The 16,526-nt window shown below is 68.7% G+C and carries 20 protein-coding genes; 15 read left to right on the forward strand and 5 right to left on the reverse strand.

The window, feature by feature from the left end:
* Positions 1 to 25: 25 nt before the first annotated feature.
* From AADJ02_RS06435 to dtd, 9 genes are all read left to right on the forward strand, one after another.
* A complete protein-coding gene (locus AADJ02_RS06435) occupies positions 26 to 1,324 on the forward strand; it encodes a pseudouridine synthase (protein ID WP_341212166.1) in 1,299 nt (432 codons plus the stop codon).
* 67 nt (positions 1,325 to 1,391) lie between these two features.
* Positions 1,392 to 1,604, forward strand: coding sequence for a hypothetical protein (locus AADJ02_RS06440; protein ID WP_341212167.1), 213 nt, complete (start codon positions 1,392 to 1,394; stop codon positions 1,602 to 1,604).
* Positions 1,604 to 2,500 (forward strand): 5-bromo-4-chloroindolyl phosphate hydrolysis family protein, encoded by an 897-nt coding sequence (locus tag AADJ02_RS06445; protein ID WP_341212168.1) that lies wholly within the window; start codon positions 1,604 to 1,606, stop codon positions 2,498 to 2,500. Before AADJ02_RS06440 ends, AADJ02_RS06445 begins: the two co-directional genes overlap by 1 nt.
* On the forward strand, positions 2,500 to 3,672 hold the full coding sequence (locus AADJ02_RS06450; protein WP_341212169.1) for a toxic anion resistance protein: 1,173 nt from the start codon (positions 2,500 to 2,502) through the stop codon (positions 3,670 to 3,672). Before AADJ02_RS06445 ends, AADJ02_RS06450 begins: the two co-directional genes overlap by 1 nt.
* A gap of 53 nt (positions 3,673 to 3,725) precedes the next feature.
* On the forward strand, positions 3,726 to 4,682 hold the full coding sequence (locus AADJ02_RS06455) for a DUF2927 domain-containing protein (protein ID WP_341212226.1): 957 nt from the start codon (positions 3,726 to 3,728) through the stop codon (positions 4,680 to 4,682).
* Between the two features lie 21 nt (positions 4,683 to 4,703).
* Entirely contained in the window at positions 4,704 to 5,846 is a 1,143-nt protein-coding gene (locus tag AADJ02_RS06460; protein WP_341212170.1) for an SPFH domain-containing protein, read from the forward strand.
* A 31-nt stretch (positions 5,847 to 5,877) separates the two neighbouring features.
* Positions 5,878 to 7,002, forward strand: coding sequence for a primosomal protein N' (replication factor Y) - superfamily II helicase (locus AADJ02_RS06465; protein WP_341212171.1), 1,125 nt, complete (start codon positions 5,878 to 5,880; stop codon positions 7,000 to 7,002).
* Positions 7,003 to 7,077: 75 nt separating this feature from the next.
* Positions 7,078 to 7,992 carry a carbohydrate kinase gene (locus AADJ02_RS06470; protein WP_341212172.1) on the forward strand — a complete coding sequence of 305 codons (915 nt, stop codon included), beginning with the start codon at positions 7,078 to 7,080 and terminating at the stop codon, positions 7,990 to 7,992.
* Complete coding sequence (gene dtd, locus AADJ02_RS06475; protein ID WP_341212173.1) at positions 7,989 to 8,432, forward strand: D-aminoacyl-tRNA deacylase; 444 nt, start codon at positions 7,989 to 7,991, stop codon at positions 8,430 to 8,432. Before AADJ02_RS06470 ends, dtd begins: the two co-directional genes overlap by 4 nt.
* Positions 8,433 to 8,436: 4 nt before the next feature.
* On the opposite strand, the gene AADJ02_RS06480 is transcribed toward dtd, so the two are convergent.
* The 4 genes from AADJ02_RS06480 to AADJ02_RS06495 all read right to left on the reverse strand — a co-directional run bounded on the left by AADJ02_RS06480 (position 8,437) and on the right by AADJ02_RS06495 (position 11,073).
* Positions 8,437 to 8,943 carry a CAP domain-containing protein gene (locus AADJ02_RS06480; RefSeq protein ID WP_341212174.1) on the reverse strand — a complete coding sequence of 169 codons (507 nt, stop codon included), beginning with the start codon at positions 8,941 to 8,943 and terminating at the stop codon, positions 8,437 to 8,439.
* A gap of 87 nt (positions 8,944 to 9,030) precedes the next feature.
* Entirely contained in the window at positions 9,031 to 9,828 is a 798-nt protein-coding gene (locus AADJ02_RS06485; RefSeq protein ID WP_341212175.1) for a metal ABC transporter permease, read from the reverse strand.
* 1 nt (position 9,829) lies between these two features.
* A complete protein-coding gene (locus tag AADJ02_RS06490) occupies positions 9,830 to 10,606 on the reverse strand; it encodes a metal ABC transporter ATP-binding protein (RefSeq protein ID WP_341212176.1) in 777 nt (258 codons plus the stop codon).
* The gene (locus AADJ02_RS06495) at positions 10,603 to 11,073 is read right to left on the reverse strand and encodes a Fur family transcriptional regulator (protein ID WP_341212177.1); all 471 of its coding nucleotides are present in this window, start codon (positions 11,071 to 11,073) and stop codon (positions 10,603 to 10,605) included. Before AADJ02_RS06495 ends, AADJ02_RS06490 begins: the two co-directional genes overlap by 4 nt.
* A 95-nt stretch (positions 11,074 to 11,168) precedes the next feature.
* On the opposite strand from AADJ02_RS06495, the gene AADJ02_RS06500 reads away from it, so the two are divergent.
* A complete protein-coding gene (locus tag AADJ02_RS06500) occupies positions 11,169 to 12,092 on the forward strand; it encodes a zinc ABC transporter substrate-binding protein (RefSeq protein ID WP_341212178.1) in 924 nt (307 codons plus the stop codon).
* Here AADJ02_RS06500 and AADJ02_RS06505 read toward each other — a convergent pair.
* Positions 12,089 to 13,477 (reverse strand): diguanylate cyclase, encoded by a 1,389-nt coding sequence (locus AADJ02_RS06505; protein ID WP_341212179.1) that lies wholly within the window; start codon positions 13,475 to 13,477, stop codon positions 12,089 to 12,091. The genes AADJ02_RS06500 and AADJ02_RS06505 overlap by 4 nt on opposite strands.
* A 151-nt stretch (positions 13,478 to 13,628) precedes the next feature.
* On the opposite strand from AADJ02_RS06505, the gene AADJ02_RS06510 reads away from it, so the two are divergent.
* From AADJ02_RS06510 to AADJ02_RS06530, 5 genes are all read left to right on the forward strand, one after another.
* Complete coding sequence (locus AADJ02_RS06510) at positions 13,629 to 13,907, forward strand: DUF3572 domain-containing protein (protein WP_341212180.1); 279 nt, start codon at positions 13,629 to 13,631, stop codon at positions 13,905 to 13,907.
* On the forward strand, positions 13,904 to 14,611 hold the full coding sequence (locus tag AADJ02_RS06515) for an HAD family hydrolase (protein WP_341212181.1): 708 nt from the start codon (positions 13,904 to 13,906) through the stop codon (positions 14,609 to 14,611). Before AADJ02_RS06510 ends, AADJ02_RS06515 begins: the two co-directional genes overlap by 4 nt.
* Positions 14,612 to 14,704: 93 nt before the next feature.
* Entirely contained in the window at positions 14,705 to 15,277 is a 573-nt protein-coding gene (locus tag AADJ02_RS06520; RefSeq protein ID WP_341212182.1) for a fasciclin domain-containing protein, read from the forward strand.
* Between the two features lie 197 nt (positions 15,278 to 15,474).
* Positions 15,475 to 15,876: a DUF983 domain-containing protein gene (locus AADJ02_RS06525; protein ID WP_341212183.1), complete on the forward strand. Its 402-nt coding sequence runs from the start codon at positions 15,475 to 15,477 to the stop codon at positions 15,874 to 15,876.
* Positions 15,876 to 16,523 (forward strand): NUDIX domain-containing protein, encoded by a 648-nt coding sequence (locus tag AADJ02_RS06530; RefSeq protein ID WP_341212184.1) that lies wholly within the window; start codon positions 15,876 to 15,878, stop codon positions 16,521 to 16,523. Before AADJ02_RS06525 ends, AADJ02_RS06530 begins: the two co-directional genes overlap by 1 nt.
* Positions 16,524 to 16,526 lie beyond the last annotated feature (3 nt).

The following is a 16,526-nucleotide window of genomic DNA, read 5'->3' on the forward strand; positions in this document are numbered from 1 at the left end:
GCGCGCAAGCGGTTATGGCGGGAAGATGGACAAGAACGACACCCCCGACGGCGACCGGATCGCCAAGGTTCTCTCGCGCTCTGGCGTGGCCTCGCGCCGCGAGGCAGAGCGCATGATCGAAGATGGCCGCGTCAAGGTGAACGGCACGCGGATCTTCAGCCCGGCGCTGAACGTCACGGCGAAGGACCGCATCACCGTCGACGGCGCGCCACTGGCCGCGCCCGAACCGGCACGGCTGTGGCTCTATCACAAGCCCGCGGGCCTCGTGACCAGCGCCTCGGACGAAAAAGGCCGCAAGACCGTCTTCGACGAGTTGCCCGAGGAAATGCCGCGCGTGATGAGCGTCGGCCGTCTCGACCTCAATTCCGAAGGCCTGTTGCTGCTCACCAACGATGGCGAGCTGAAGCGGCGGCTGGAGCTGCCCTCGACCGGCTGGCTGCGCCGCTACCGGGTGCGGATCAACGGCTCGGTGAGCGAGGACAAGCTCGACCGTCTGCGCAAGGGCATCTCGGTCGAAGGCGTGGACTACCAGCCGATGCAGGTGGTGTTCGACCGCCAGCAGGGGGCGAACGCCTGGCTGACCATCGGTCTGCGCGAAGGCAAGAATCGCGAGATTCGTCGCGCCATGGCCGAGCTCGAGGTGACGGTGAACCGCCTGATCCGCGTCAGCTACGGCCCGTTCCAGATCGGCAACCTCGAGCCGGGCGAGGTCGAGGAAATCCGGCCCAAGGTGCTGCGCGAGCAGCTGGGTGAGAGCGACGGCCCCAAGGTGCAGCGTCGCCGCCCCGACGGCACCCCCGGCGCCAAGCCCGGCGTGCGCGGCGCGGGCACCGGCCCCAAGGGACCGGGCGGCGCGCGCAAGCAGGCTAGCGAGACCAGGCGCTCGTCGCCTGACAAAATGGGCGCGTCCGAAGGGGCCAAGCGGCCCGGCGGCACGGGGCGCGTCTTTGGCGCGAAGACGACCAGCGGCGGCACCGGCCGCGTGTTCGGCGCCAAGGTCGCGAGCGATGGCGAGCGGCCCGGATACAAACCCGACCGCTCCAGCTCGAAAAGCGAGAAGCCCGGATACAAGCCCGACCGCTCAGGCCCGAAGAGCGAGAAACCCGGCTTCAAATCCGACCGCTCCGGCGCAAAGGGGGAGAGGTCCGGCTTCAAATCCGATCGCTCCGGCCCGGCCGGCGAGCGGCCCGGACCAAGGGGTGACCGTCCCGGCCCGAAGGGCGAGCGGCCCGGCTTCAAACCCGACCGCTCAGGCCCCAAGGGCGACCGGCCCACGCGTGGCGGCCCCGCGGCCGGTCGCGGGTCGAAACCTCCGAAACGCTGAGCGCCCCTCGAAAAGCCGGGCGGCGCCCCCTATTATCTGAAGGGCCTAGCCAAGGGACCGCCCGGCCATGACGCGATTGATTCTGCTGCTGCTTGTCGCCTCCGCGCTGGTCTTTGCCGGGGCGCAGTTCCTCGCGGCGATCCGCGGGGGTTCGCGGCGGCGCGACGCGCTGCCGGCCACTCAGGAGGACGCCATGCCCGCGCCATTCCGCACCATTGCCTATCTTGTGCTGCTGGCCCTCATGGCCGGCACCGCGACCGGCCTTCTGGGGGCCGGCTGATGGCCCGGCGCTTCGGCGGGCGCTACAGCCCCGATCCGCAGTCCGGCAGCCCCGCCCCCGATCCGCGCGGCACGCCTCGCGTCGATCCGGCGGGCGCACGGGTGAACCTGCTGTTCGTCCCCCCCGCCATTCTGGCGCTGTTCTCGCTCGGTGCGGGGCCTGCCGGTCTCGTCGCGGGGCTCGTCGGCGCGGGCGTTCTGACCGCCGCTGCCTTCCTGTTGCGCGATGGCTTGCGGGCCGAGGCCGAATGGCGCGCGCGTCCCGTGGCGCGCCGTCCCGCTTGGCCGCGCAAGATGATGGGCTCGGGGCTGACGGGTATTGGCGTGGCTCTGGCCGCATGGTCAGGCGATGGCGGTCTCATCGGCCCGCTGCTCTATGGCATCGCTGCTGCCGGTTTGCATGTCGCGGCCTTCGGGATCGACCCGATGACCGACAAGCGACTCGACGGCGTCGACGATCACCAGCAGGACCGCGTGGCCAAGGTTGTCGACGAGGCCGAGAGCTATCTCGCGCAGATGCGCACGGCGATCTCCGGCCTGCGCGACCGCGCGCTCGACGAGCGTGTCGCCGCGTTTCAGGCCCGAGCGCGCGAGATGATCCGCACCGTAGAGCGTGATCCGCGCGACCTGACGCAGGCACGGCGTTATCTGGGTGTGTATCTGATGGGCGCGCGCGACGCTTCGGTGAAATTCGCGGATCTGTGGTCGCGGGGCCGCGACAGCGCCGCGCGGGCAGAGTATGAATCGCTTTTGACGGATCTCGACCGCAACTTCGCGGCCCGCACCGAGACGATGCTGCTCTCGGATCGGACCGACATGGACATCGAGATTCGCGTGTTGCGGGACCGTCTGGCGCGCGAAGGCGTTGTGGCCCAGTCTGAAAGAGGGAACGAGTGATGTCCGACAAGACCCGCGATGCCGCGGCCGCCCGCGTGGCCGAAATCGAGACCCTGAACCAGATCCGCCTGCCCGATCCCGTCGGGGAGCTGACGCTTGAGGCTGCCAAACCCGAACAGTCCGCCGAGATCCGCCGTCGCATGGGCGAGATCGACCTCGGCGACACCAATTCCATCGTGCGCTTTGGTTCGGGTGCGCAGGCCGAGCTGCAGCAGATCAGCCAGTCGATGCTGCAGGGCGTGCAGAACAAGGACGTGGGCCCGGCGGGCGAGAGCTTGCGCGACATCGTCGCGACGATCCGCGGCTTTGACGTGGCCGAGCTCGACCCCAACCGCAAGCGCAGCCTGTGGGACAGGCTGACCGGCCGCGCCAAACCGCTGGCCAAGTTCACCGAGCGGTTCCGAGACGTGCAGGGCCAGATCGACCGCATCACAGACGAGCTTCTGCGCCATGAGCACGCGTTGATGAAGGACATCGAGAGCCTCGACGTGCTCTATGACAAGACGCTCGCCTTCTACGACGAGCTGGCGCTCTATATCGCGGCCGGCGAGGCGCGGCTGGCGGAAATCGACGCTACCGAGATCCCGGCGCAGCAGGCCAAGATGGAGGCCGCCCCCGAGGAGGCGCAGGTCATGGCCGCGCAGGAGCTGCGCGACATGCGTGCCGCGCGCGACGATCTGGAGCGCCGGGTGCACGACCTCAAGCTCACCCGGCAGGTGACGATGCAGTCGCTGCCCTCGATTCGGCTGGTGCAGGAGAACGACAAGTCTCTCGTCACCAAGATCAACTCCACCCTCGTGAACACCGTGCCCCTGTGGGAGACCCAGCTGGCGCAGGCGGTGACGATCCAGCGCGGGGCGGCGGCGGCGGGGGCCGTGCGCGAGGCCAACGATTTGACCAACGATCTCTTGCGCTCGAACGCCGAAAACCTGCGCACCGCCAACAAGGCGATCCGCACCGAGATGGAACGCGGCGTGTTCGACATCGAGGCGGTGAAGGCCGCGAATGCCGAGCTGATCGCCACCATCGACGAGAGCCTCGACATCGCCGACGAGGGCAAGCGCCGTCGTGCCGAAGCCGAAGCCGAGCTGCGCCGCATGGAGGGCGAGCTGAAATCGGCGCTGAGTTCGGCGCGCGGCCGCGCCGCGACCGGCACGCCCGCGCGCGGGTAAGACACGACATGGGGGTGCGGTCTGTCAGGCTGATCTGCGGGGCCTTGTCCCTGATGCTCGCGGCGGGCTGCGCCTCGGAGGCCGAACTCGTGCCGGTGTCGCCGCCGCGTGATCAGCCCGTGGCCAAGGCGCCGGAGGCTGCCGCCCGCGCCGCCACACCGGCCCCTCCCGTCCGCCCCGCCGTGACGCCCGAGCCAACCCGCTCTGCCGCGAGCCAGGCGCTGTCGCAGCACTACGCCCGGCTGCAGGCCGATCTGGTGACGCAAGGGCTGTTGCGCGGCGACGGCGGCGGGCCGGATACGCCCTTCACCGACACGATGCTGGCGCGTAACTTCATCCGCATCGCGCTTTTTGACGAATACGTGGCCGACGGCGAAAACCTGCGCGCCGAGGCGACGATGAGCCGACTGCGCCGCTGGGAGACCCCGATCCGCATGGATGTGCAGTTCGGCGACAGCGTGCCCGCGAAGCAGCGTGTGCGCGACCGCAACGCGGTGGCCGCCTACGGCGCGCGGCTGTCGCGGCTGACCGGCGTGCCGATCAGCCAGACCGCCGCGGAAGGCAACTTCTCGGTGCTGATTTTGAACGAGGACGACCGCGCGGGCTACGAGGACCGGCTCCGGCAGATGGTGCCGGGCATCGCCGAAAGCTCGGTGCGGGCGTTTTTGAACCCGCCGCGCTCGACGCTGTGCCTCGTCATCGCCTTTTCGGGCGACGGCGGCAACACCTACTCCCGCGCCGTGGCGCTGATCCGGGGCGAGCATCCCGACATGCTGCGCCTTGCCTGCATTCACGAGGAGCTGGCGCAGGGCATGGGGCTTGCCAACGACAGCCCGCAGGCGCGGCCCTCGATCTTCAACGACGACGAAGAATTCGGCCTGCTGACGCGGCATGACGAACTGCTTTTGAAAATGCTCTACGACCGGCGGCTCCGCCCGGGCATGAGCGCCGTCGAGGCTGCGCCGATCGCGCGCGAGATCGCGGCGGAACTGTTGGGCGGCAACGCCTGACCGCAACACGGGAGACGACACATGGGCATTCTCGATTTTCTGTCCGGCCAGTTCATCGATGTCATCCACTGGACCGACGACACCCGCGACACCATGGTCTGGCGCTTCGAGCGCGAGGGCCACGAGATCAAGTACGGCGCCAAGCTGACGGTGCGCGAGGGTCAGGCGGCGGTCTTCGTGCATGAAGGCCAGCTCGCGGATGTGTTCAAGCCCGGTCTCTACATGCTCGAGACCAACAACATGCCGATCATGACCTCGCTGCAGCACTGGGACCACGGGTTCCGGTCGCCGTTCAAGTCCGAGGTCTATTTCGTCAACACCACCCGCATCACCAACCAGAAATGGGGCACCAAGAACCCGGTCATGTGCCGCGATCCGGAGTTCGGGCCGGTGCGGCTGCGGGCTTTCGGCTCCTACGCGATGCGCATCAAGGATCCGGCCCTGTTCCTGCGCGAGATCGTCGGTACGGATGGCGAGTTCACCACCTCCGAGATCTCCTACCAGATCCGCAACATCGTGGTGCAGGAGGCAAGCCGCGTGCTCGCGGGCTCGGGCATCCCGGTGCTCGACATGGCGGCCAACACCGGCGATCTGGGCAAGGTCGTACGCGAGGCCATCGCGCCGGTGATCGCCCAATACGGGCTGGAGCTGCCGGAGTTCTACGTCGAGAACGTCTCGCTCCCCGAGGCGGTCGAGCGGGCGCTCGACAAACGCACCTCGATGGGGATCGTCGGCGACCTGCACCGCTTTGGCCAGTATTCCGCCGCCGAGGCGATGACCACCGCCGCCGCTAACCCGTCGGGCACCATGGGCGCGGGCATGGGCTTTGGCATGGGTATGGTCGCGGGTCAGGGGCCGTGGGGGCCGATGCCGGGCCAGCAGGCGCAGCAGCAGCACCAACCGCAGGCCGCCCCGCCGCCGCCACCGCCGCCGCCGCCGCCGCCGGCCGAGCATGTCTGGCATCTCGCGGTGAACGGCCAGACCTCGGGGCCGTTCTCCAAGGCGCGCCTGGGCCGAATGGTGACCGAAGGCGGTTTTGGCCGTGACACCCTCGTCTGGACCGCCGGTCAGGATGGCTGGAAGCGGGCCGAGGACGTGGACGAACTGGCGCAGCTCTTCACCGTGATGCCGCCACCGCCGCCCCCGGCGCCGCCCGCCCCGTGACGCTTTTCGTGACGCCATCCGAGAGACCTGCATGACTGGCATTCCCAGCGTTGGCCGCACCGCCTCCGGCGGCGTGGTCGAGGAGCACCGCTTTCCCTGCCCGGTCTGCGGCAGCGACATGCATTTCGCGCCCGGCACCGACGCGCTGGCTTGCTCACACTGCGGTCATAGCGAGGCGATCAAGCCGCTGCGCGATCCGGATGCCACGCGCGAAATCGACTTCGAGAGCGCGCGGCGCGGTGATGTGCCGGTGTCGCAGATCGAGGAAACGCGCACCGCGTCCTGCCCCAACTGCGGCGCGCAGGTCGAGTTCGCGCCCGGCACCCATGCCACCCGTTGCCCCTATTGCGACACCGCCGTCGTTGCCGACACCGGCACGCACCGCCACATCAAGCCACGCGCGCTGCTGCCCTTCGAGATCGACGAGACCCGCGCGCACGAGGCTCTGAGCGCATGGCTCGGCAGTTTGTGGTTCGCGCCGAACGGCCTCAAGGAATACGCGCGCAAGGGACGGCGGATGAACGGCGTCTACGTGCCGTTCTGGACCTTCGACGCGCAGACCGAGACCGACTACCGCGGCCAGCGCGGCGATACCTATTACGTCACCCGCACCGTGATGCGCGATGGCAAACAGGTACAGGTGCAAGAGCCGCGCATCCGCTGGCGGCGCGTGCGCGGCCGGGTGGCGCGGTTCTTTGACGACGTGCTGGTGCTGGGATCGAAATCGCTGCCCAAGGCGCATACCGATGCGATTGGCCCTTGGGAGCTGCCGGCCCTGCTGCCCTACCGGCCAGAATACGTCGCGGGCTTCATGGCCGAGGGCTACCAGATCGAGCTCGACGACGCCTATACCGAGGCGCGCGCGGTGATGGAGCAGGTGATCCAAGGCGATGTGCGCCGCGATATCGGCGGTGATCAGCAGCGGATCGAAGCGATGGACACCCGAGTGTCGAACGTGACCTTCAAGCACGTGCTGCTGCCGGTCTGGACCGCCGCCTACCGCTACAGAGGCGACAGTTACGCCTTCGTGGTCAACGCACGGTCGGGCAAGGTGCAGGGCGCGCGGCCCTATTCCAAGTGGAAGATCACCCTCGCGGTGATCGCGGGCCTGATCGTGGCTGCAATTATCGGCTATTTCGGCTATCTCAACCAGTAAGCTTGCTTGCACGACCCGGCGTCAGGCGGCATTGTCCGCGCCGATCCGACAGCCTCTACTCCGGAAGGAAATCCGATGATCCTCGCCTGCGGCGAAGCCCTGATCGACATGCTGCCCCGTCGCACCGAAGCGGGCGAAATGGCCTTCGCGCCCTATGCGGGCGGCGCGGTGTTCAACACCGCCATCGCCATGGGCCGCCTCGGCGCCCCGGCCGGTTTCTTCTCGGGTATCTCGTCCGATATGTTCGGCGATCTCCTGCGCGAGACATTGGAGGCTTCGAAGGTCGACACCTTTCCGGCGCATATCTCCGACCGGCCCACGACGCTGGCCTTTGTGAAGCTTGTCGACGGCCATGCCACCTACAGCTTTTACGACGAGAACACCGCCGGGCGGATGCTATCGGAGGACGACCTGCCCGAGCCGGGTGCCGACGCACTGTTCTTTGGCGGCATCTCCCTCGTGGTCGAGCCCTGCGGTGCCGCCTATGAGGCGCTGCAGGCGCGCGAGAGCGAGACCCGTGTCACCATGATCGACCCCAACATCCGCCCCAGCTTCATCCGCGACGAGGCCAGCTACCGCGCCCGGCTCGACCGGATGATCGCGCGCGCCGACATCGTGAAGGTCTCGGACGAGGATCTGCGCTGGCTCGAAGGCGAAGGCGAGACCGCCGATCTGGCGCGGCAGATGCTCGCCAAGGGCCCGGCCCTTGTCTGCATCACCGAAGGCTCCAAGGGGGCAACCGGCTACACCGACGATCACACCGTCAGCGTCGCCTCCACCAAGGTCGAGGTCGCCGACACCGTCGGCGCGGGCGACACCTTCAACGCCGGTGTGCTGGTGAGCCTGCATCGCGCGGGGCTGCTCACCAAGGAGGCGATCGACACGCTGAGCGAAGAGCAGATCCGCGGCGCGCTGGCGCTGGGTGCCAAGGCCGCCGCCATCACCGTCAGCCGCGCGGGCGCGAACCCGCCTTGGGCCGAAGAGCTTTGAGGGCACTGGTCCAGCGCGTTTCGGAGGCCAGCGTCAGCGTCGACGGCGCAGTCATCGGACGCGCCGGGCCGGGCGTTCTGGTGCTGGTCTGCGCGATGCAGGGCGACACCGACGCCCTGCCCGCCCGGATGGCGGCCAAGATCGCCAAATTGCGGATCTTTCGTGATGAGGAAGGGCGGATGAACCGCTCGCTCCTCGACACGGGCGGGGCCGCGCTAGTGATCAGCCAGTTCACGCTGGCTGCCGATACGCGCACCGGCAACCGCCCCGGCTTTTCCGCCGCAGCCGCGCCTGAGATCGGCGCTCGGCTCTACGAGGCGCTGGCGGCGGAGCTGTCAGGCTTGGGCGTGCCGGTGGAGACCGGGCGCTTCGGAGCCGACATGAAGGTGGCGCTTGTCAATGATGGGCCGGTGACCATCCCGCTGGAGATCACCGGCTGAGGCGTCAGCAGGGCTGCGCCATCACCAGCACCCAGACCGGGCCTTTGGCCCCTTGGGCGATACCGACGCCGAACTCGCGCGCGCGGTCCAACTCCATCACCTTGCGGTGGCCGGGCGAGCCCTGCCAGCCGGTGATGATCTGGTTGGTCTGCGGATAGCCCCATGCGAGGTTCTCGGCGCTGACACCGGCGCAGTAGCCGGTGCGCTCCAGCCGCACGCGATGATTCGAGCCGTCACTGCCGCGATGTCCGAACTGGCCGGTTCGCGCGAGGTCACAGGCCTGCACCTGTGCCGCTTGCGACAATTCGCGGTCATGCGACACGCGGGCCAACCCCTGCGAGGCGCGAAAGGCGTTGAGGCCGGCCGCGATCTCGGTGGCCTTGGCGTTGGCCGCCTCCGGCAGAGCACACCCTCCGGTCGTGGCGGCGGTGGCGGTTGTGGCGGTGAAGGCGGGCGTGAGTCCAGCAATGGGCAGCGCGGCAAGCGCCACGGCCATCAGGTATCGTTTCATCTGCTTCCCTCGAACGGTTTGCGCCAGATCGCAGATCGAATGAGGCAAGAGCAAGGCAAGGCGCTTTTTATCGAGCGGATTGGGCAATCATCCGCGCGCGGCGCCAAGGAGCCTGAGCGGCAAACTGCCCGCGAACAGCACCGCCGCGACGCAAACGATGGAGGGACCGACGGGGGTGTCGAACCACAGCGCCGCCTGCAGCCCTAGCAGCACCGAAATCGCTGCAGCGCCCAAGGACAGCGCCGCCATGGCCTCCGGCGTGCGCGCGGCACCTCGGGCCGCCGCCGCTGGGATCACGAGAAGCGCGGTGATCAGCAACGCCCCCACCACCTTGATCGCCACGGCCACCACGGCGGCGAGCAGCAGCGTCAGCACCAGCGCCTCTCGGCGTGGCGCGATGCCCGAGGCATGGGCAAGGTCTGGCGACAGCGTCGCCGTCAGCAACCTGCGCCAGCGCCAGCACAGCACGCCCACCACTAGCGCCGCGCCACCCCAGATCCACGCAAGATCGCCGCGCGTCACGGTCAGCACATCGCCGAACAGGTACAGTTCGAGATTTACCCGCGCCCCGCCCATGAGCGCCACCGCCACCAGCCCCGCCGCCAGCGCGCCGTGCGACATCACGCCCAGCACCGTGTCATGCGCGAGCCCGCGCCCCGACAGCGCATGCACTGCCAGCGCCATCGCCAGCGCCGTAGCGAGAACGCCCGGAAACACCGCCATCCCCTGCCCCAGCGCCAGCGCAACGCCCAAGATCGCGGCGTGGCTGGTCGCATCCCCGAAATAGGCCATGCGACGCCAGACGACGAAGCAGCCGAGCGGACCGGCGGCCAACGCCGTGCCCAGCGCGGCGAGGGCCGCGCGGATCATGAAATCGTCGAGCATGTCAGCCCTCGGCGTGGTGATGTTGATGGTGATGATGCGCCGCCCCGCCGCCCTCGTGGGCGTGGTCGTGCTCGTGGCGGTAGAGCGCCAGTTGCCCGCCTGTGCCGGTGCCGAACAACTCGCGGTAGGCCGGTGCGGCCGAGACGACCTCCGGCGTGCCCTCGCAGCAGATGTGACCGTTGAGGCAGACCACCCGGTCCGAGGCCGACATCACCACATGCAGCTCATGGCTGACCATCAGCACGCCGCAGCCGATGTCGCGTCTCAGCGCTTCGATCCGCCGGTAGAAGGCGGCCTGACCGGGTTGGTCGAGGCCCTGCGTCGGCTCGTCGAGGATGAGAAGCTGCGGCCGATTGAGCACCGCCCGCGCCAGAAGCACCCGCTGGAACTGCCCGCCCGAAAGCGCGGCCATCTGCCGCCCCCCCAGACCGCCAGCGCCCGATTGATCGAGCGCCGCCTCGGCCTCGGCATCCGTGACGCGCAGCGGCAGGTCGAGAAAGCGGCGTACGGTGATCGGCAGGGAGGCATCGAGCACGAGGCTTTGGGGCACGTAGCCGATGCGCAGCCCGCGCGCGCGTTGCACCGTGCCGCGTCGGGGCGCCAGCGCGCCGATCATCAGACGCAGGAGCGTGCTTTTGCCCGACCCGTTCGGCCCCACGAGGGTGACGATCTCGCCCGCGTCCACATGCAGCGACACGTCGCGCAGCACCGGCGCGCCCTTGGGGCCGAACTCGAGCCCGCGCGCTTCGATCAATGCGCTCCCGATTCCTGCGCTCATGCCTCGCGCCTCTGACAGGCGGGGCACAGCCCCTCGGCCTCGATCACCGTCTGTTCGATCACGAATCCAGCCTCGGCCGCCGGGCGCGACAGCCCTTCGGCGCCTTGGGTTTCGGCCACCGCACCGCAGCCGCGACAGATCAGAAATCCCGGCGCATGCGCGGCACCCGGTCGGGCGCAGGCGACATAGGCCGAGAGCCGTTCGATCCGGTGCGCGAGCCCGTGATCCACGAGAAAACCCAGAGCGCGGTAGGCGACGGGCGGCTTTGAGCCCAGACCTTCGGCGTCGAGCCGCGCCAGCACGTCATAGGCCCCCATCGCCGCGTGACCTTCGAGCAATATCTCGAGCACGCGCCGACGCAGCGGCGTCAACCGCGCGCCAGACGTGGCGCAGCGTGCCTCGGCGGCATCGATCGCGCCACGAATGCATGCGGCATGGTCGCCGCAGGCAAAACCGGGGTCTGACATGGCGGCCTCTCAGAGATGCGCGGTCGGGTCTTGACCGCGTGTTACGTTATAACATAGCCCCTAGCTTCTGATCCAAGGATGCTCAAGAGGTCTCCATGCGCTCCGCCTTGCCCGTCGCCGCCTACCTTACGTTTCTCGCGACACCTGCCCTCGCGGAATCGCCCCGCGTCGTCGTCGACACCGCGCCGCTGCACAGCCTCGTGGCGCGGGTGATGGAGGGTGCGGGCACGCCCGATCTGCTGTTGCCACCGGGCGGCTCGCCGCACGACGCGGCGTTGCGACCGTCGGACGCACGGCGGTTGTCGCAGGCGGATCTCGTGATCTGGACGGGGCCCGCTTTTCTGCCTTGGCTCTCCGACAGCCTCGCGGCGCTGGCACCAGAGGCCGAAACGCTCGCGATGCTGGAGGTGAGCGGTTGGGAACGGCTGCCACTGCGCCATGATCCGGCGTTCGAGACCGAACACGAGGGGCATGAGGAGCATGAGGACGACACGAGAGGCGAGGACGGAACCGACCCCCACGCCTGGCTCGACCCGAAGGTCGCGGCGGTGTGGATGGAGCGGCTCGCTGCGACGCTGGCCGAGGCCGACCCCGAGAACGCGGATCTCTACCGCGACAATGCCTCGACCGCGATCGAGGCCGATGCGGCACTGTCGGACCGGATCGCCGAACGGCTCGGGCCGCTCTCGGGGCGGCCCTATCTGGTGCCACACGACGCCTATCAGTATTTCGAGCGCCGCTTTGCGTTGCCTGCGGCGGGCGCGCTGGCGCTGTCGGATGCTTCCGCCCCCGGACCTGCCCGGATCTCCAGCTTGCGCGACACGGTGGAGGCCGGTGGCATCGTCTGCGTGCTCAGCGACCCCGAAACGCCCGCCGATCTGGTGGCGCTGCTGCGCGAGGGTACATCCGCCGCGACCGCGCCGACCGACCCCGACGGGCTGTTGCTGACGCCTGGCCCCGATCTCTACCCGGCACTGATCGAAGGACTGGCCGATGCCTTGCAGGACTGTCTTGGCTAGGCCGCGCTCAGGCTGATCGTGACGCGGTTGCGGCCGGTTTCCTTGGCCGCATAGAGTGCCTCGTCGGCCCGGCGCATCAGCGCCTCGGCCTCCTTTTCGGGGCCGGGCCGCCCCGGCCCCAGCGCCACGCCCACCGACACGGTGATCCGGCACGACACCTCCGGGGCCACGGAGAATGGCGCATCGCGGATTCGGCGCCGCAACCGATCCGCCGCCACGCGCGCCTGCTCAAGGCTGGTGTCGGGCATCGCCACGAGAAACTCCTCTCCGCCGATCCGCGCCAGAAGATCGGCCGGGCGCAACCCGTCGCGCAACCGCCGTGCGACCTGTGCCAGAACCTCGTCACCGGCGGCATGGCCATGGCGGTCGTTGACCGCCTTGAACAGGTCGATGTCGAGAAGCATCACCGCGATGGGCCGCGACCGCGACCGCGCCTCGGTGATCAGCCGGATCAGGTGCGGTCGCGCGTAGCGGCGGTTCCACAGCCCCGTCAGCGGATCGGTCAAGGCCGCTTCGAGACCGTGCCGCTCGGTCGCGCGCAGCCGGTCGGCCAAAGATTTGCGACGCAGCAGGCGACGCGCGCGATAGGCGATCTCGTCGCTCTGGACCGAGGCGGGCACGATGTCGTCGGCCCCCAGATCGAGCAGCATCGCCGCCTCGCGGCTCGCGTCGGGAAGCAGCACCAGCTGCGCGGCGCGCCGCGTGGCCGATCGGCTGCGCAACTCGGCCACGATGCGGTACAGCTCGCGCGAGGGGTGGCCCGCATCGCACAACGCGGCCCCGTCGATCACGAAGAGATCCTGCTCGAGCCCGGTCTCTGCAAAACTGGCTTGTGGCGCCACCCGGCGCAGCGGCCCCGGCAGGCCTCGATACGCCGCCTCCCCCTCTTCCGCTTGCGGCGAGATCACGGCGATGCGCTGACGCGGCGCGAAGGTTGCCGCCGTTTCGGAAAAGCCGAGGGCGAGATGCGTGGCCTCACGGCGTGCCAGCTCGTCTTCGGTGTCGCGCGCCCGCAGGAGATTGCGCATCCGGGCCTGCAGCAGGGTCGTCGAGACAGGGGCCACCACCACCTCATCCGCCCCCCCGAGCAAAAGAGCGAGCCGCTCACCCTCCTCGTGCCAGTGCCCTGCGACCACGACCGGCAGGTGCCTTCCATCGGGGCGGGCGCGCAGTCTTTTCAAGAAGGCCAGCGTCGCGTCCAGACCCTCTCGGCAGCTTGACACGGTCGGAACGAAGAGCAGGTCGACCGAGGGGTCGGGAAGCCGCGTCAAGACCTCCTCGAAGCCGCGACAGTGCAGACAGTCGAACCCCACGGCAACAAGCGCGCTCTCCTTCAGGACCCTTTCCGTTGCGATTCGATCGACGATCAGGATACGACCCGACATGCATCTGTCCTTGTTCGGGCTTGTTGCCCGGTCAGGCCGACGATCCGCCTATCGGACCGCCACCCCATCTGCGGGGCTACGCCCACTCCCGGTTCTCAGGGTCGTCAAGAATAGTTAACAAATGCTTTCGTAGGCCTTTCGGGAGAAGACGATGAAGCGAGAACGTGCCGAAGTGATCGCGCTTGGGGCGCTGGGGTGGCTGGCGGCGGATGACGAGCTGTGGCCGGTGTTCCTCGGGGCGACCGGGGCCGCCGCCGAAGATCTGCGCGACCGCGCGCCCGAGCCGGGATTTCAGGCCTCCGTGCTTGAGTTTCTCACCAATGACGACGCTTGGGTCACCGCCTTTTGCGATACCGCAGGCTACGGCTATGACGAGCCGCACACCGCCATGCTCGTGCTTGCCGGTCCGGCGCGGATGAACTGGACGTGACACCGGCCGCGCTGATCTTCGACAAGGATGGCACGCTGTTCGACTTTCACGCCACTTGGGGCGGCTGGTCGCGCGGGTTGATCGAAGCCGAAGCCGGGGGCGATTCGGCGCTCGCCCGGAGGATCGCGGTGGCGTTGGGCTATGACATGGAGGCCGGGCGGTTTGCGCCCGACAGCATCGTCATAGCCGCGACCGCGGGCGACATCGCGGACAGGATGCTGCCGTTCCTGCCGGGCACAGACCGCGCAACATTGATCGCGCGGATGAACGAGCGCGCGGCCCAGGCGCCGCAGGTGCCCGCCGTGCCCTTGGGCCCCTTGTTCGCGGATCTCGCGGCACGCGGGCTGGCGCTCGGCCTCGTGACCAACGATTCCGAAGGTCCGGCGCGCGTGCATCTGGAGGTCTCGGGGCTCGCCTCGACCTTCGGCTTCGTCGCGGGAGCCGACAGCGGTCATGGCGCCAAGCCGGGGCCGGGCCAATTGATTGCCTGTGCCAAGGCATTCGGCCTCGCCCCCGAGGCCTGCGCGATGATCGGCGACAGCCTGCACGACCTCCATGCCGCCCGCGCCGCCGGGATGACCGCGATCGCCGTGCTGACCGGTCTTGCGCCATATGCAACGCTGGCCCCGCATGCCGATCTGGTGCTGGAAGATATCGGCGCGCTGCCCAAATGGCTGGACGATCTCGCCATCACGAAAGCGTGATACCCTAGTCTGCAACTGGTGTGTTTGTCCCGCCGTGTCTGCTGGCGTCACGAGGGGCATGGAGCCCCCCGATCACGTCAGGGAGACGACACCATGAACTTCAAAGCCCTCCTCGCCGGCACCGCCATTGCCCTTACCTCCACCATGGCGCTGGCCGACACCCACGCCGAAACAGGCAACCCGATGGTCGGTGGCGCCGCCATGTTCCCCGAGAAGAACATCGTCGAGAACGCCGTGAACTCGGCCGACCACACCACGCTCGTCGCTGCCGTGCAGGCTGCGGGCCTCGTCGAGACGCTGGCGGGCGAAGGCCCCTTCACCGTCTTCGCGCCGACCAACGACGCTTTTGCTGCCCTGCCCGAGGGTGCGGTTGACGACCTGCTCAAGCCCGAGAACAAGGACCGTCTGGTCGAAGTTCTGACCTGCCACGTCGTCGCAGCCGATGCGATGTCGGACGCGATCTCCGGCATGATCAAGGACGATGGCGGCATGCATGAAGTCCAGACCGTCGGCGGCTGCAAGTTCATGGTCTCCGAAGGCGAAGACGGCACCATCATGATCACCGATGGTCAGGACCGTACCGCCAAGGTCACCATCGCCGATGTGAAGCAGTCGAACGGCGTGATCCACGTGATCGACACCGTGCTGCTGCCCGCCGTCGAGTAACCCCTTGCCGGGACGGCCGGAACCACCACTCAGGATCCGGTCACAGGCCCGTCGCGCGTTGCGCGGCGGGCCGTTCTGCATGTACCGCCTCGGTTCACGAACGCGCGGCATCGCGCCGCAACCCGACCGCCCGGTCTTTCAAATTGGTCCCGGAGCGCGCATGTGGAAGGCAGACGCCACCTCCCGAGGAGACCCGGATGAGCGAGCCTGCCCACCAGCCTGACGCCGAGACCGAGGACCGCCCGACGCGGCCCGCGATACTGCGTGGCTTTCGCAGGCGGTGCCCGAACTGCGGTGAGGGCGGGCTGTTTCAGGGCTATCTCAAGGTGGTCGACCGCTGCCCGGTCTGCCGCGAGGAGCTGCGCCATCACCGCGCCGACGATGGCCCGGCCTATCTCACCATCCTGATCGTGGGGCACCTGCTGGCCCCGGTGATTCATGTGGGCTTCACCCGTTTTCGCCCTGATCCGCTGGTCATGGCGACGGTGCTGACCGTGGCCGCCGTGGCGCTGTCGCTCTACCTGCTGCCGCGGCTCAAGGGTGTGGTGGTCGGCATCCAATGGGCGCGGCGCATGCACGGCTTTGGCAAGGCGCATTGATGCCCAGCCCGGTGCCAATCCGTGACGCGGCGACGGTGGTGCTGCTGCGCGAGATGCAAGACGGCCCCTCGGTTCTGATGGGCAGGCGCGGTGCGCGCGCGGCCTTCATGCCGTCGAAATACGTGTTCCCCGGCGGCGCGCTCGATCCGGTGGATGCCACCGTGGATTTTGCGGCTCCGCTCGATGCGGCCCATGCCGAAACGCTCGGAGAAATGGCGGCGCCGCTTGCCGCCTGCGCGATCCGCGAGCTTTGGGAAGAGACCGGCCAGATCCTCGGGCGGCCCGCCGACTGGCCTGAGGCGCCGACAGGGTGGCGCGGTTTTGCCCGCACCGGGCACCGCCCTGATGCCGCGGCCCTCGTGCCGGTATTGCGCGCCATCACCCCGCCGGGCCAATCGCGCCGCTTCGACGCGCGGTTCTTTCTCGCGCGCGCCGAACACCTCGCCAGCGACCCCGATGATTTCGATCGGGCCGAGGACGAGCTGGCGCATCTGCATTGGGTGCCGCTGGCGCAGACCGATGCGCTCGATCTGCCACGGATCACGCAGTTGGCGCTGCACGAGGTCCGCGCGCGTCTGAACGACCCCGATCCCACTCGTCCGATGCCCTTCTTTCACGGCACCATGGAGGCCGACATCCGACCCTGACAG

The organism is uncultured Limimaricola sp. (genome assembly GCF_964022235.1).
GTDB lineage: Bacteria > Pseudomonadota > Alphaproteobacteria > Rhodobacterales > Rhodobacteraceae > Limimaricola.